The organism is Methylobacterium sp. Leaf117 (genome assembly GCF_001422985.1).
In the GTDB taxonomy this organism is placed as follows: Bacteria; Pseudomonadota; Alphaproteobacteria; order Rhizobiales; family Beijerinckiaceae; genus Methylobacterium.
The window spans coordinates 1-14449 of sequence record NZ_LMNL01000012.1 but is presented as its reverse complement, the minus strand read 5'-3'; the positions used below and the strand labels follow the sequence as shown (position 1 = coordinate 14449).

The window sequence follows — 14449 nt, the reverse complement described above, 5'->3', positions numbered from 1 at the left end:
CGCCCGCATGCGGGCGTACCTAGCGACCCTGTCGGCCGAGGATCGCCGGGGCTGGTCCCCAGAGGGCCCCAGCGTCGAGAAGTACGTCTGCATGGGCTGCGGTAGGCGGGAATTCCGGCCGGCCCGGGCAGAGGACTGCCCGGACGGCGCCACGACGAATCCCGTCGTGTGGGAGGGCTGAAACGAGGACGGCCCCGAATCTACCGGGGCCGTCATCCGAGGTATGGGGTCGATGCCTAGGGGGGCCGGACGATCCCGTTGAACTAATCCCGTACCACCACCGTGGTTTCCTTGAATGTCTCCCAATCCCGAGCAAAAGTACCCGGGACTCCCGGAAGGTTGTGGCGGGACCCATGCGGGGTCAGGCGATCCCAAAAAGCCTCTATATGGGGGCTCACCTTTCCCATGGACCCGATCTCGGCCTGGCGCCAGTTATAGATTTCAATGAAAGCCCTGGCCGCTGCTTTGTGCTGTGAGTCTAAACAAGTCGTCCGGCTGAGATAATCCTCGAAGGCATCGCGCTCGACCTCGGTCCAGTTAGCGAGCCGATACTTCCGGGTGAGAGCCTCGTCGACATGCTCCCGAATATTCAGGTCCTCGCTACTCCCCTTGAGGTAGACAAGTCCAACCCTGCCGGGCATCTCCTCGTCGTAGTATCCAACAAAGACCACATCGTTCTCGTCGATGATCTTGGCCATCTCGGAGCCCTGCCTCTCGGCTGCAAAGCTCTGCAGGTAAGAGAAATTCTCCTGGGACTTGGTGATCATGATGTTCGCGAGATCTAACGGGGTGACGTACATCATGTCGTGCGAACTCCTGCTGAGGAACGCCCTCGCTGGCAGGATAAGAGCACATACATGCTTCGAGGTGGAGTCGTACATTGGTCTACGGTTAACAACCCTCGGCCCGGCCAATCTACGCGAGGAAATTCATCAGGTGAAGCGGATCTAGAGAACACGGTTAATCAAACGTTAACTTGTTATGACTCCATCCGGCCTAAGATAGCAGCCATCGTTCCCGGCGCGGCCTCCTCCACCGACGCGGCCAGCATTCGCGCGTGCCCGGCCAAGACCTCCGCGAGGGAGAGATCGCCGTCCGGAGCCGGGCCGGCCTCGGGCAGCGTCAGGACGCCATCGAGGGCGCGGCAGACACCGACGACGGCGGGAGGCAGGCGACGCTGGGAGAACGGAGACATGGGATCTCGGGATGGTCAGGCGGACGGCCTCGGCGATGGGGCAACGCCGGCATGGGTCCGTGGGTGCCAGTCCGAGAAGAAGCCGGCGAGGAGATCCGCCGCGGCCCGACGTCCCGGATCGGCCCCGATCAGGGCCCGGACGGCGCTCGGCGATCCGAGGCAGAGCGTCTCGAATCCGTCCTCGTCGAGCTCGCCTAGGGCAACCTCGGCCTGCCCGAGGCGGTGCTCGAACTCACGGGGGACCACGTACTCGAAGGACGGGGATTCCCCGGCGTCCTCGGCCACGACCGCGAATGCCCTGTGCACGTGGGGATGCGAAAGGACGGTCACCCGCGTAGCCGGCGCCGCTTTTCTCCGGGCAAGGGCTGCGTTGGCGCTGGAGAGGGGCACGACCATGTGCTTGGCCGCCCACGCCGTCAGGACGATGCGGCCGCCCTGACGGACGGTCCCGCGTCCGCGCCACGCCTTCTTGGCGAGGATCAAGGACCGGTGCCGTGAAACGATCAGGCCCGTCCCCCGGTCGACGATGGCGTGCGTCAGCATCAAGCGGCGGCCCCCTCCGGCGTGGGCCGCGAGCAAAGCTTCGACGGTGAGGATCAACGGGTCGGTCATGCCTTCCTCCGTGTCATGGCGATGATGGGTGAGGTCTTGAACGCCCCTGTCGCCGGGCGCGCGACGTCGGAACTTCAGCAGCCCGGCGACGGGGCCTCGCTGCGCCGGCCGAACGCGCCCGAGACGAATCCGGACCTGCTCGGCCTGACGGGCGTGATCGGGTCGTCGTCGCGGTCGAGGGCGGCCACGACGGCGGCGTGGGCCTCCGCCAGCGTCTCCTGCCGAGCAGGTGCGGAGCGGGACGCGAGCAGGGCATCGTCGAGGCGCCTGATCGCCCATCGTGCGCTTTCGAGCAGGACCGAATCGACGTGCCGGATGGCCTCGGCGATGCCGTCGCCGCTCGGGCCCGCGGTCCACTGAGCGTGGAGGCGCGCCTCGGCCAGCGCCGCGGCGAGGCGCTTGCGCGTCTGGGAAGCGTCCAGGGCCACGAGCCCGTCGACGAACGAGGGTGCATTGACGGGCATCGGGGATTCCTGCTGCTGGGACCGAAGGCGTTCGAGATGCTTCTGGTGGAAGGGGGCCGCGGCGGCCCCGATGACGAGGGCGCGGACGCTCCACGCCCGACCGGTCCCACCGGAGACGGCGTACGCCCGGGCCGGTGCCCCGGCGTCGATCAGGGGCGCGATCTCGGCGGCGACCAGGCGCGGCAGGTGGCCGAGCCGGTGGCTGTTCTTCCACCAGACCTCGACGGCGTTCTTGTCGTAGGCGTTGGTAGGCTCCCGGACGAGGTGGAGCCGGTCGCCAGCCTCGGGGCGGAGGCGGGCGCCGGTCAGATCGTCGATGACGTCGTACGAATGGAATTGCAGGCCAGCGATCTGGCACTCGAACCAGGCCTCCCCCTTTGCGAGGGGGCCTGCTCGATGGCGACGTCGGTGCCGGCCAGCGCGGTCAAGTCGGGGATGGCGCCATCGAGCATGGGTGCCTCCTCAGGCGGCCAGGGCCTGGGGGGACGGCTCGACACCGACGGCGCCGGGACCCGTGTAGCCGGGATGCCGGAGCTCGGCCGGGAGCCAACCGAGCGGCAGGACCGAGGCGACGGCGAACTCAACGAGCTCCTTCTTCTTCTTGTCCTTGACGCGCCTGGCCGCAGCGTCGCCGAGGATCTCCGCGACGATCTGCAGGGTGATGGCCTTGGGGGCCGACTTGAAGAAGGCCTCACCATCGAACTTGAAAATCAGCGCGTCCTGCATCGCCACCGGGTCCGGCAGCCCCATCAGCGCCTGAACGCTCGCACGCTCCGACGGGGCGAGGGGCCGGGTCCCGTGCTCGCGGTGCAGCGTCTGTACGCCCCGGGCGGCGACACCGGCCGCGACCACGAGAAGCTCGTCGACCGTCATCGTGGACAGCCGGGCGACGAGGTCCTGGAACGATTCCTTGTCGTGGAGCGACGAGGCCTGCCCCCCGACGCCGTCGAGCCGCACTTTCATCGGGGCCGACCAATGGCCCGCGCACATCGCCCCGGCCAACAGCGCCACCAGTCCGGCGGTCGGAGACGATCCGAGCGCCGCCTGCACGGCTTCGGTCGCAGTCCCGCAAAGGGTCTCGACCAGGGAAATCGGCAGGCCCTTCTCCTCGGGCTCGGCCGGCTTGTCGTCCTTCGGCGCGACCGCGGGGACGTCCTCGGGGCGGATGACGTACTCGACAACCTCAATCTTGCCGTCGCGACCGAGAACGATCACGCTCCCGGATCGGGCGCGATCAGCGGCACCCGGCTGGATGAAGCCCTTGGCCCGAAGCGCGTCTGCCTCCTCGTGCGCCGCGCGGATCTCCTCGTCGGTCGCCTCTTCACCCTCGTCGTCGGAATCCAGCCACGTTTCGATCTCGGCGAGACGGGCCTGATCCTCGGCCGACAGCGGACGCTCCGCCGGCTTCACTTGGGGCCACGACCAGCGCCAGCCCATCGGCAGGTCCGTCGCCTTGGCGACCCAGGCCCAACCCTCGCGGCGCCGGCGCTCGCACTCGGCCTCCAGGCGCTCATCCGCGAGGCGGGCGAGCAGGACCGGGTCGGACACCGCGTTGCTTCCGCCGAAAAGGTCCTCGACGACATGGCCGCCGGCGGCCTTTAACGCCTTGGGCCCGACGTAGGCGAGCAGCCCCGAGATATCCTGATCGAGCCCGAGCTCGCGGCGGACGAAATGGGGATAGACGCAGTGTTCCTGGAGGACCTTCGACAGGACCCTTTCTTGATCGGCGTGGGGCGCCATCGTGAAGACCCGTGCCACATCCTCGCTGACCTTCCCGGCGCGCCATGCATCGAGCACCGCGGGCGACACGCCACCAAGCGCGAGGAGCCGGCGAACCTGCGTGAGCGGCTGTCCGAACCTGGCGGCGATGTCCTTCTCCTTGGCGCCCGAGCGCCGCAGTTCGGCGAACGCCTGCACCCGGTCGGCATCGTGCATCGGCGCCTGATTGATGTTGGCGCCGAGCCCGATCTCCCGGGCAAACGCCGCCTCGCGGACGGTGACGGGGACCTCGCGGTCGGAGAAGAGCTTCTCCTCGGCGACGAGGGCACGCAGCGCGGCCAATCGCCGATTCCCGTCGACCACGTAGGCGAGCTCGCCCTCACCTGGGACGACGACGAGCGGCTGGATCAGGCCCAGCGCGAGGATCGACGCCGCGAGAGCGTCGAGCCCGGCCTCGCGGCCGGAGATGCGGACGTTGACCACGCCTTCAGGGGCGCCGTCCTCGTGGCCGAAACGAAGGTTCTGGATCTGAATGTTCACGGGGTGCACCTCTGCTGATCTGGTCGGTGTGGGGAGTTCAGTCGAAGACTCGCTGGGCGGTCACGAGCGTCAGGCCGTCGGCGTCATACAGAGTGACGTCCTCGGGCTGCCTCGGGACGAAGGTCGGCTCGGCCCGCTGCAGCCCGAGACCCCGGAGAATGGCATTCGCAGGCGGACGACGACCGTGGAGGACGTCACTTACGTACTGCGCGCTGATACCCTGTGACTTTGCCCAGTTAGTCTGCCCACCCGCATCCGCACATGCCGTCCTCAGCTTGAGGATCACTTCGCCAGTGCGTAGGACGTCGTGCTTCATGGCGTGACCGGAAGATGCGGTGGGGGACGAATCAGATGTTAGACCTGATCCGCTGATCCGCAAGGCCCATACCGATGTTGAGTTGCAACTTTTTCTGATGAAGGCGAGGCCTGTCAATTTGACATGTCAATTTGACATCATGGCAATTCGACATGGTGTCGAGATGACATCTTTAAAAATACTTCAGTCGCCCCCTTCCTTCTTGCTGGGCCGAGTGGGAGAATCCTTCAATCAGCGGATTTGACGGAGCGCCCCCAACGATGGCCACCTTCACGACCCCCAATTTCGTCACCCTCCACCCCGTGCGCGTGAGGAACGGCAGGCTCGCCGTGGAGCAGGCGTTCCCGACCCTTGAGATCACGCGGACGGAGGACGAGCGCTCGATCACGTACCGCCGGATCACGAACGTCGACGCGCCCGGTGGCAGCTTCGTTTTCATGCGCGATCCGGTCTGCCACGGAGGCTCCCATCACCGCCTCGTTGGTGGCGAGCTCGTCCCGGTGACGTACGCCGAGGCCCTGGACGAGCTCGATCCGGATGGCGTCCCGCGGCGCAGATACGAGGCGCGCTTAGGCACCCTCCCGCGCAAGCCGAAGCGCATGATCCTGCCCGCGGACAGCGACGACGAGTGGGTCGAGGGCGACACGTATCCCGACACCGTCTGGGCGGGCGCGTACGTCACCTGCACGAAGCGGTCAGGCAGGCAGGTCTGGATCAGGGCGACGACGTACGAGGAAATCGTCGCCCTCGGCGTCAGCCCCTGATCGCGCTGGTCGTTTTCGTCCCCGTCCCGAAAATCGAACTTCACCCCCCTAGAGCAGGATCACCACCCCTCATGATCAGAGCATCCATCCGTTATTTCGCCCTCGCCATGGCCATGCTGGCCGCCGTCACCGTCAAAGCCGTCTGGGAGGGGGGCCGCTGGGTCCTCCGCAGCGTTCGGGACAGCCTCCGCCCGCCCGTCGGCGCCGGCGCGGACATCGAGGACGCCTTCGATGGCATCGCCGCCAAGGCCGAATCCGCCACCGCCGCCGTGTCGGTCCCCGCAGCCGAATCAGCCGTCACCGCCAAGCCGGCCCCCGCGCCGATTCCCCTCGACCCGATCCTGGCGAAGGGCCGCATCGCCACGCAGTATGCCCACGACATGCTGAACATCGACGCCGAGCCGACCGCCGAGGGCCTGGACGAGGCCAGTGCGGCGTGGCTGGGGTCCCTCAACGCTTCGGAGTTGATGCAGATCGACAGGCACGGCGCCCACCGGGTGGGCAGCCACATGGCCGGCCTCCGCCTGATCGACGGCCTGCCCCTAACGCCCACCCCGGCGGAGTATCGGAGCGCCCTTTGCGCTGCTGCCCAGGTCACCCCCGAGCAGCGGGCGAACGTGAAGGAGCATGAGGAGACCCTGCGCCGGGTCATCGACGAGATGCTGGAGCAGGAGCCCGAGCGGTACGCCCCGGCGATGTGAGCCGGCACGCTCAGCAAAAGGCCCGCCCGAGATGATCGGAGCGGGCCTTTTTCATGTCTGGATACCGGGCTGCGACATCGGCGCACACCCCAAAGAAAAGGGTTGTGCCACCCCCCTTGCACACACGGCGTGCTGACGTGCGCACACCGAATGCTGCGTCAGGCGGCCCTCATCACGCGGACGAGGAGCCCCTTGGCGCGGAGGGTTTCGGCCCGCGAGGCCGCGAGCTCGCGCTGAAGGCGGGCGTTCTCCTGGGTCAGCGCCACGTTCTCAGCCTGGGTCGCGAAGAGGACCCGACGCAGGGCATCGACAGCCCGGGCGGCGCGGGTGGCGGCGGTGATGTTGCGGTCCTGCTGCACGGCGTCGGCGTGGGCCTGAGCGGCGAGGCGGTCCTGACGAGCCCTGAAAAGCACGCCTGCCAGACCCTGGGCACCGGCATCAAAAGGGGCGGCGATGGAGTGGGCGGAGATGCTCATCGGGGGCCTCCTCAGGCTCGGTGTGAGGAGACGATCGCAGCTCACGATTCCCGCGTCGATGGGGAGTCAACACCTGTCCCTGGGCCGTACGCAGGAACAGGCGATCCATTCTGAGGGTGGTTAGCGCCCCGTTACTTCTTCAGACAGAATCGAATTGTTCGCGGTACGGCGTCACCGGCTCCGCCCCCATGTGTGGGCGGATGCATGGGGCGGGCGCACGCTCCCGGGCATGCGTTTCTCCATCGATTTCGACAGCGCCGCGTTCACCAGGCAGGCCAAGGCATACGTCCAGAAGACGGTGACGCCCGCGCTGGGCGAGGCGGTCCTGTACATGGCGGCGTCCGCCCGGAAGCAGCTCTCAGAGGCGACCGAGGTCTATTTCGACCGTCCCATCGACTGGACGGTCGACGCCTTCGCCTTCGAGCGCGTCGAGGGGTCCAAGGCGGCGGAGGCCCTGGTCTACGTCCTGCCGGGGCGCGCCGAATATCTGGGCCTGGAGGTCTCCGGTGGACAGCGCGTCGCCGGCGACTTCGCGACGACGGATCAGGGGCCCCTCGTCCCCGGGCGTGACGCCGTCCTCGACGAGCACGGGAACCTGCCCAACGGCTACGTCTCCGACGCGATTTCACGCGGCGTCAAGTGGATCGAATCCAAGCCCGGACGGCCGCCCATCCTAGTGCTGCCCGGACGCGACCGCCTGCAGGTCCTCGCCGTCATCACCGAGAAGACCACCTACAAGGCGCGGTTCCCGTTCATCGCCATCGTCGAGAAGGCGGTCATGGAGAAGGCCCCGGCCGCCGTGGCCAAGTACCTGAAGTGACGCGGCCACCCCGGCCGGGTCACGCTAGGATGGGTACAAGGGCAGCAGCGCGTAGTCGGACACGTCGTTGAGCTGGGCGGTCGGGAAAGACGCCGAGGCCGTGTAGGTCTTGGCCGGGCCCTTCCACGTGACGCCTCCATCGAGTGACACGTACGCCTGCCCGGCGCGGGCGGCGCTGCCATCGGAAGTCGGAACGATGATGGCGCCGAGGCCGGGGATGGGGAACGCCCGCGCGAAATTGTTGGCCACGACCGGCGGAGGGGTGAGCACCGTGGCGCCGGTGCTGTCGGCGTGGATGATCTGCGCGTTGGCGTCGCTGGCCACGAGACCGTCCGGCGTGAGCAGGCGCGTCCGCCAGCCGGTGTCCTCCAGGTTCGTCTCCTGGTTCTGGGCCCAACCGCCGCCGCCGCCGGCCTTGACCAACTGCCACTGGTTGGACTTGCCGCCGTACTGCGCCGCGGTCGCGGAGATCCACGATTCCGCAATGACGAGACGGGCGACGAACCGAACCCGGCCACCCGACAGGACCAGCCACCCGAGAGTTTTCCGCTCGCTCTTCCGGATGGACCGGATCGGGCGACCATCCCCGGCGAAGGTTCCAGTTGGGCCGTCATCGTAGAACTCGTAGGTCGTCACGGTGGTGGCGAGGCGGACCGCCCCGGAGGAATGCCGCGCCGGCGACGCGCCGGCTATCGTCGCCGTATAGGCCCGCACGCCGATGGACGTCCCGTTTCCCCAGCGGAACGGAAGATCGGTCAGGGGAACGGTGGTGCGGCCGCCGGACCCGAGGACCGCGGCGAAGTCGACCTCGGTGTTCTGGATCGGCGTGAACCCGAGCCATGTCGTCCCGGTGAGGCTGTCCCGCTGGTAGGCGAAGGTCCCCGCGGCGCTGACGCCGTTGACGGCCGCCGCGGCGTACCAGCTCCGAACTGGTGTTGACAGGCCCGTCCCGGCCTGCGGATGACGCCGGAATGGTCATCGTCGTCGGTAGGGGATCGACCAAATCCATCAATAAAGTCCGATTTATTTAGCCGATGATAAGCATGACCCAACGTTCAAAAATCGCATTCAATGTCGGAAATCCAGGTTTAAGGTGTCGTCGCTTACAGTATGCGGCGTCGAATGAAGGTTGCTTATGCCGCTGTCCTATTCCGCACGCCTGCGGCGTGATCTTCAGGATTGGCAGGAACGCGGCCTGATCCAGCCAGAGCAGGCTGAACGCATCGCCGCCCACGCCTTCGCACCGCGCGGTTTTATGAACCTGCAAGCCGCCTTGGTTCTTTGCATCCTCCTGCTCGTGGCTCCCTCCATCATCGCGTTCGTGGCGGCGAATTGGTCCGGGATGTCACCTGCGTCCCGATTCGTCGTGCTGTTCCTCGCGGATGCGGCAGCCGTCACGGGCACCTACATCGCTGCGCGCCGCCATGCCCGGGACCGAGCGGGTTCGGCCAGCAGGCTCGCAGATGGGCTGGCAACGCTAACCCTGGTCATTGCGGCGGCCACCCTGGCCCTGGTCGGACAGACCTTTCATGTCGCTGCGGATCCCCGCGGCTTCGCGGGCACCGTCGCTGTTCTCGGCATGGCGACAGCGGTCGTCGCTCGCTCGGGCGGCGCGGCCATCGTCGCCTGCCTTGCCCTCATCGCAGCCGACGTGGGGTTCGGTGTGCTCGACCTCGCAACGCTGCGTGGGGACACCAGCTCCGGAGCAGGGATCTTGTTCTGGGCAGTGGGTCCGGCCCTGTTCCTGGCGAGCCTATCCGGATGGTTGCCCGCCCGCCGGTTCACACTTCTCCTGATCCTGATCGTGCTCACCAACCATCTCGGAGGCACATCTGCGGGTCTGATGTTTCTCCTGCCGCCTGATCGCATTCTCACTGTGGCCGCGCTCGCCCTCGCCCTCGGCCATGTGCTCTCCCGCATCGGGCCTCAGGGAGAGTGGGCCTCTCGCCTCCGGGACGGGGCGCATGCACTCGCACGGGCGGCCGTCGGCCTGTGCCTGCTCGGCATCGTCATGGTGTCCGTCCGCACGCTCGGCTTCGGCGGTGCGCGGCCAACCTTCGCCGCAGTTTTCGCCCTCGCCGCGATCGCGCTCGCGGCGCTCATCTTGGCCCGCTTCCAATCAGCCGGCTTTAGAACTCTCCCATTGAGCGATCTTCTGGTGCTCGCATCGGCTGCATCGACGCTTCTGGTTTGGCTGATCGCCGGGTGGAGTCGCGAGGCATCGACCTTCTGGACCGTGTGGGGCGGCATCGTCCCGGCACTCATGCTCGTCGTAGCGGGGGACCTGGATGGTAGGCGTGAACTGTATGGCTGGGGCTTGGCGCTGACCGCTGGCATCACGATCGGTATGCTCGCCGCCTCCCGTAACCTGATCGCCTTCTCAGGCAACCTCCTACTCTGCGCAGTTCTCCTGAGTTTCGGTCTGGTGGCCTGTCGCTGGGCCGCTCGGCGCATCAATGGGAGAGCCGCATGAAAGGTTTTGGTTTCGGGGTGGCCTTCGCCGGCTTGCTGGCGATCCAGGTGATGCCGTCGGTGAACTTGGCATGGCAGCAAACGCAGCGGCTGAACGAGGGGCTATCAGTCCGCCTCGCTGTCGAAACGCGAGATCCACGCGACCTGATGCGGGGCGAATATAGCGTCCTCAGCTACGAGATCGGGCGCCTGCAGGGGATAGGCGTAGGAGCGGCGCCACCGGGCTGCGACCTCGATGCCCGCGAGAGTTGCCGACCCGATTCCGGACGCGTCGTTTATCTTCGGCTATCCCCCGATGCCGATGGTGTGCACCATGCGGAGGAGGTGTTCTTCGAGCCTCCGACGGAGGATGTCCCGTTCATCAAGGGTCATCTGGGCTCGGCCACCCTTGTGCGGCACGGGGTCTCCCTTGGCATCCGCACAAGGACCGGCGGGCAGCCGTCCGAGCCCGCCACCTGCCAGCTTTCCGCCTGCCTGACGGGCGTGGTGAGCTACGGCATCGAACGATGGTACGGAACGCAGGGCGTTCCGGCCAAGCTCGATCGCACAGCGCGCAAGGACGTTCTCGTCGAGGCGCGCCTGGCGTCAGACGGAACTGCGGTGATCGACGGGATCACGGTAGCCGGCAAAGCGTTCGCCAAAACTGCGCGCCTCTGGTGAAGATCGGCCTCATTCACTGGAGCAGAGCTGAAGACCCCAGGACCCCATGATCCCAGAACCGTGGGGCTTGGGCGGGCGCGATGACAGTGTCTGCCTCTGCAAACTCCCGCCCGAAAGCGGACCGGCGCAATGCCACCCAACCCAGCCATTGCGGGTCCCGACCCAACCCGGTCGCCTGGTTCACTACGGGCGCTTCTCCTAAGCGGTCGTTCGTCGGCCGTCCGGCAACCTCGGCTCGGGGTGGGTATCAGCCCTTTGGTTCAGCGTGCGTGACAAGTGCCGGACCAATAGTTGTCACGCTAGGCTCCTCATCACAAACGACTTCAAGGCAGTGCGCGTCTGTTGCGATGAAATAACTTGACCGCTGTTCAGAACCTCCTGCCATGAAAACGAGGAAACTCTCATCTGACCATTTGTGCCCCCGCACTCGGAAAGTTGTTTTGGCGGGACGCGGATCAGCACTTGAAGCGTCCCATAATTCCAAAAGGCCGTTCTCATCCAGCATGCGGAATGCAATTACGCTCCGAAACGCAAACCGTATTATTGCTTTCTTATCAGTTGAAACGAAATCTGCTTCTAAGCTGTGGTCGTGGCTTGGGGTCGTGGACGGTAACGNAGGCCGTTCTCATCCAGCATGCGGAATGCAATTACGCTCCGAAACGCAAACCGTATTATTGCTTTCTTATCAGTTGAAACGAAATCTGCTTCTAAGCTGTGGTCGTGGCTTGGGTTCGTGGACGGTAACGAGTAGCTGGTACCGTCTTTTGCAAAGGTAACTAGCGGGGCCCCGACATCAAAACTCAATCTTCCAAGCCATAAGTCGTCGTTCTCGACATCCGTAGGCCACGGAGAGAATGCAACGCCAGTTGGGGTTTGATCCGGCATGGATGGAACGGGTTGATCGCGCGTCATGCACGGTATCTAGCCATCATTGCTGGAGGTCTGCAAAGGATCGTGAGTGGCCCCGCGGCTAWGTCCGCTTCGATGCATCTCCCGTCCAGAACCNCATGCACGGTATCTAGCCATCATTGCTGGAGGTCTGCAAAGGATCGTGAGTGGCCCCGCGGCTATGTCCGCTTCGATGCATCTCCCGTCCAGAACCGGACGGGCAGGAAACCACCCAACCCGGTCGTAGAGCGGACGGACAGCTGCCGACCCGACCTGGTCGTTCCGGCTTCTAAACCTGACGCCTAGCACTACCTGGGCACTTTGATGTCAGAAGGCAGCCTGAAGTGCCTTCGGCAGTGGGGGCACAGGACGGGTGGGACGAGGTTGGCGAACAGCCGACCGATGATGGCCTGCCGCACGGCGGGCAGACTTGGCGATGGGGGCGGCCCTGGAAGGCGGGTCGTCATTTTTCCCCCGCCCCGTCCGACGGTGCTCGGCGAGGCGCAGGTGCTGCAGGTAGGCGCAGGCGATGCACGTCATCAGCGCGTGTCGATGCAGCCCGGTCCAGGACCGTCCCTCGAAGTGATCGAGGCCGAGTTCCTCCTTGAGTTGCTGGTGGGCCTGCTCACAGACCCAGCGCGCCTTGATCGTGCCCGCCAGGGCGCGCCGTGACGTGTCGGGCGGCAGGTTGGACAGGTAGTACTTGCGCTCGCCCGACGAGCGCCACTCGCCCACGAGCCAGACCTCCGCGCCCGGCAGGTGCCGGCCGTTGCCCCAGAGCGGACCGTCGCCGACCCGCACCCGGATGGCGGCGAACCGAGCCGAGAGCTTGCCCTTCGTGCCTTGACGCCACGTCACGCGCCGCCAGGTCAGATCGGCCAGTACTGCCTCGGCCTCCCGCGGCTCCCGGTCCGGTGCGGGTTTGCGGGCGCGACCGGTCGGCGGCACAAGCCGCACGTCGGACGCGTAGACCTTCTGGTTCCTGACGATACCGACCGCCCAGCGCAGGCCCCGGGCATCCAGGCCGTGACGGAAGGCGGCGCTGACGCCGTAGCCTGCATCCGCCAGCACCGTGCCGAAGCGTAGCCCCTCCGCCCTCAGGCGATCGAGTTCGGAGAGCGCGATCTCACCCTTGCTTCGCGGCGCGGGCTCGGGCTCGGGCACGCCGGCCTGCGCGCAACGCTGCGGATCGCTCGTCCACGCCTCGGGCAGGAACAGGCGCAAGCCCACCGGCACGGGCACCTCGCCCTGCGCCAGAGTAAGCGAGACCAGAGATTGGCAGTTGGCTTGTTTGCCCAGCGCACCGCAGTACTGGCGCGCGACGCCAACCGAGAGCGTGCCCTTCTTCGGCAGGGCGGTGTCGTCAATCACCAGGCAGGCATCGGGGCCACCGACCAGCCGATCCGCCTGACGGGACAGTTCCCTCCAGAGCGGGCGATCGTCCCAGGCCGGGCTGGCGATGAAGTGCTGCAACTGGTCGTGACCCGACAGCCCGAGCCGTGCCGCCATCGGCTGCAGGCTCTTGCGATCCCCCGGACCGAGCAGGCCCCGGAGATAGAGCGGCGCCCAGGTCCGTCGAGTCTTGCGCCCCATCACCGCAAGGAACGGCCCAAGCCAGGTATCGAGATTGTCCGTCCCCTCGCGATCCCAATCCATCGCTGCCTCCCGAACCATCAGAGAGACAACGCATCACACCCCTTCGAAGTGCCCAGGTAGTGCTAGGGCGTGTTATCGCTTGAGCCAATCGAGGGCGGCTGCGAGGGAGAGGACGCCCATGAAGCTGACGGCAGTCTTCTCGTAGCGGGTGGCGATGGCGCNTAGGGCGTGTTATCGCTTGAGCCAATCGAGGGCGGCTGCGAGGGAGAGGACGCCCATGAAGCTGACGGCAGTCTTCTCGTAGCGGGTGGCGATGGCGCGCCACTCTTTGAGCCTGGCCCAGAGACGCTCGACCTGGTTACGGTTGTTGTAGATCCAATCCGGGCAGGCCACGGGCGCTTCGTGGCGCTGAGGCGGGATCGCAGGCCGAGCGCCCATATCCCAGATGTGTTCGCGAAAGACGTGGCTGGTATAGCCGCGGTCCCCCACGACCCATTTGGGCACCCCCGGCAGTTGGTCGAGCAGGGGAACAGCGTGAGGAAGTTCATGGGCCTGACCGGGCGCCAGCCGGAAGGCGATGGCGCGGCCCTGCCCGTCGGCGATCACGCAAGCCTTGGTGCCATACCCGCCACGCGAGCGGCCAACAGCTTCACGAGCGTCTCGCTCGGCTGCAGATCCCCCCTTTTGGCGGCTCCCGCCGCCTTTTGGTGCGCCCGAACGTTCGTGCCGTCGAGGAACACCATACCGAGTTGGACACCGCGCTCCTGCACAAGGNAGATCCCCCCTTTTGGCGGCTCCCGCCGCCTTTTGGTGCGCCCGAACGTTCGTGCCGTCGAGGAACACCATACCGAGTTGGACACCGCGCTCCTGCACAAGGTGAAGAAGCCGCTCCCAGACGCCGGCACGCGACCAGCGGATGAAGATCTGGGCAGCCCGCCACCAGGGTCCCAATTCCTCGGGAATAGCTCGCCATTTGGCTCCGTTCTGATGCCGCCAAAGGATGGCCGAGAGCGTGCGCTGCAGATCCTGCGGAGGCGTTTTGGCCTTGGGCCGGCAGGCTTCAACCAGGGGCTCCAGATCAGCCCATTGCGCGTCGCTCAGCATCGTCCCTCCTCCATCAGAGAGACGAAAACGCAAGCCCAGCCAATCTGTTCAGGCGACGACAGGCCCTAGAAGCGGACGTTGAGAAGGGCTCGACGAGAGGTCGGCAGGTTGGGACAAAAAGG

16 protein-coding genes and 2 pseudogenes are annotated in these 14449 nt (G+C 66.3%); 6 read left to right on the top strand and 12 right to left on the bottom strand.

The window, feature by feature from the left end; all coding sequences use genetic code 11:
* The first annotated feature begins 7 nt into the window (after positions 1 to 7).
* The gene (locus tag ASF57_RS07085) at positions 8 to 181 is read left to right on the top strand and encodes a hypothetical protein (RefSeq protein ID WP_156376008.1); all 174 of its coding nucleotides are present in this window, start codon (positions 8 to 10) and stop codon (positions 179 to 181) included.
* 82 nt (positions 182 to 263) lie between these two features.
* Here the strand turns inward: ASF57_RS07085 and ASF57_RS07080 are convergent, their stop codons facing one another.
* The 6 genes from ASF57_RS07080 to ASF57_RS07060 all read right to left on the bottom strand — a co-directional run bounded on the left by ASF57_RS07080 (position 264) and on the right by ASF57_RS07060 (position 4530).
* Positions 264 to 803, bottom strand: coding sequence for a hypothetical protein (locus tag ASF57_RS07080; protein ID WP_156376007.1), 540 nt, complete (start codon positions 801 to 803; stop codon positions 264 to 266).
* A 176-nt stretch (positions 804 to 979) separates the two neighbouring features.
* A complete protein-coding gene (locus ASF57_RS07075; RefSeq protein ID WP_056481438.1) occupies positions 980 to 1195 on the bottom strand; it encodes a hypothetical protein in 216 nt (71 codons plus the stop codon).
* 15 nt (positions 1196 to 1210) lie between these two features.
* Positions 1211 to 1807 carry a hypothetical protein gene (locus tag ASF57_RS07070; RefSeq protein WP_056481434.1) on the bottom strand — a complete coding sequence of 199 codons (597 nt, stop codon included), beginning with the start codon at positions 1805 to 1807 and terminating at the stop codon, positions 1211 to 1213.
* A gap of 74 nt (positions 1808 to 1881) precedes the next feature.
* Positions 1882 to 2271: a hypothetical protein gene (locus ASF57_RS26805; RefSeq protein WP_056481429.1), complete on the bottom strand. Its 390-nt coding sequence runs from the start codon at positions 2269 to 2271 to the stop codon at positions 1882 to 1884.
* Positions 2272 to 2576: 305 nt separating this feature from the next.
* Complete coding sequence (locus ASF57_RS25520) at positions 2577 to 2723, bottom strand: hypothetical protein (RefSeq protein ID WP_156376006.1); 147 nt, start codon at positions 2721 to 2723, stop codon at positions 2577 to 2579.
* A gap of 10 nt (positions 2724 to 2733) precedes the next feature.
* Positions 2734 to 4530: a ParB/RepB/Spo0J family partition protein gene (locus ASF57_RS07060; RefSeq protein ID WP_056481426.1), complete on the bottom strand. Its 1797-nt coding sequence runs from the start codon at positions 4528 to 4530 to the stop codon at positions 2734 to 2736.
* Positions 4531 to 5106: 576 nt separating this feature from the next.
* Here ASF57_RS07060 and ASF57_RS07050 point away from each other — a divergent pair.
* Together ASF57_RS07050 and ASF57_RS25515 are read left to right on the top strand one after the other, a co-directional pair.
* Positions 5107 to 5610, top strand: a complete 504-nt coding sequence (locus ASF57_RS07050) for a hypothetical protein (RefSeq protein WP_056481420.1) — start codon at positions 5107 to 5109, stop codon at positions 5608 to 5610.
* A 71-nt stretch (positions 5611 to 5681) separates the two neighbouring features.
* On the top strand, positions 5682 to 6311 hold the full coding sequence (locus tag ASF57_RS25515; protein WP_056481416.1) for a hypothetical protein: 630 nt from the start codon (positions 5682 to 5684) through the stop codon (positions 6309 to 6311).
* Between the two features lie 158 nt (positions 6312 to 6469).
* Here the strand turns inward: ASF57_RS25515 and ASF57_RS07040 are convergent, their stop codons facing one another.
* A complete protein-coding gene (locus ASF57_RS07040; RefSeq protein ID WP_056481414.1) occupies positions 6470 to 6787 on the bottom strand; it encodes a hypothetical protein in 318 nt (105 codons plus the stop codon).
* A gap of 229 nt (positions 6788 to 7016) precedes the next feature.
* Here ASF57_RS07040 and ASF57_RS07035 point away from each other — a divergent pair, with 229 nt between their 5' ends.
* Entirely contained in the window at positions 7017 to 7607 is a 591-nt protein-coding gene (locus ASF57_RS07035) for a hypothetical protein (protein ID WP_056481412.1), read from the top strand.
* A gap of 24 nt (positions 7608 to 7631) precedes the next feature.
* Here the strand turns inward: ASF57_RS07035 and ASF57_RS07030 are convergent, their stop codons facing one another.
* The gene (locus ASF57_RS07030; RefSeq protein WP_056481409.1) at positions 7632 to 8321 is read right to left on the bottom strand and encodes a hypothetical protein; all 690 of its coding nucleotides are present in this window, start codon (positions 8319 to 8321) and stop codon (positions 7632 to 7634) included.
* Between the two features lie 421 nt (positions 8322 to 8742).
* Here ASF57_RS07030 and ASF57_RS07025 point away from each other — a divergent pair, with 421 nt between their 5' ends.
* Positions 8743 to 10080 carry a DUF2157 domain-containing protein gene (locus ASF57_RS07025; RefSeq protein WP_056481406.1) on the top strand — a complete coding sequence of 446 codons (1338 nt, stop codon included), beginning with the start codon at positions 8743 to 8745 and terminating at the stop codon, positions 10078 to 10080.
* Positions 10077 to 10739 (top strand): GDYXXLXY domain-containing protein, encoded by a 663-nt coding sequence (locus ASF57_RS07020; RefSeq protein ID WP_056481402.1) that lies wholly within the window; start codon positions 10077 to 10079, stop codon positions 10737 to 10739. The genes ASF57_RS07025 and ASF57_RS07020 overlap by 4 nt, the downstream gene beginning before the upstream one ends.
* A 1215-nt stretch (positions 10740 to 11954) precedes the next feature.
* Here ASF57_RS07020 and ASF57_RS07015 read toward each other — a convergent pair.
* From ASF57_RS07015 to ASF57_RS26795, 4 genes and pseudogenes are all read right to left on the bottom strand, one after another.
* Positions 11955 to 13283 carry an IS701 family transposase gene (locus ASF57_RS07015; RefSeq protein WP_056481399.1) on the bottom strand — a complete coding sequence of 443 codons (1329 nt, stop codon included), beginning with the start codon at positions 13281 to 13283 and terminating at the stop codon, positions 11955 to 11957.
* 72 nt (positions 13284 to 13355) lie between these two features.
* A pseudogene (locus ASF57_RS25510) lies at positions 13356 to 13444 on the bottom strand (IS5/IS1182 family transposase); the annotation flags it as partial.
* A 10-nt stretch (positions 13445 to 13454) separates the two neighbouring features.
* Positions 13455 to 13997: pseudogene (locus ASF57_RS26800) on the bottom strand (IS5 family transposase); the annotation flags it as partial.
* 1 nt (position 13998) lies between these two features.
* Positions 13999 to 14327 (bottom strand): transposase (locus ASF57_RS26795; protein ID WP_244476851.1); only part of this gene is annotated, 329 nt, incomplete at its 3' end.
* Between the last annotated feature and the right edge of the window lie 122 nt (positions 14328 to 14449).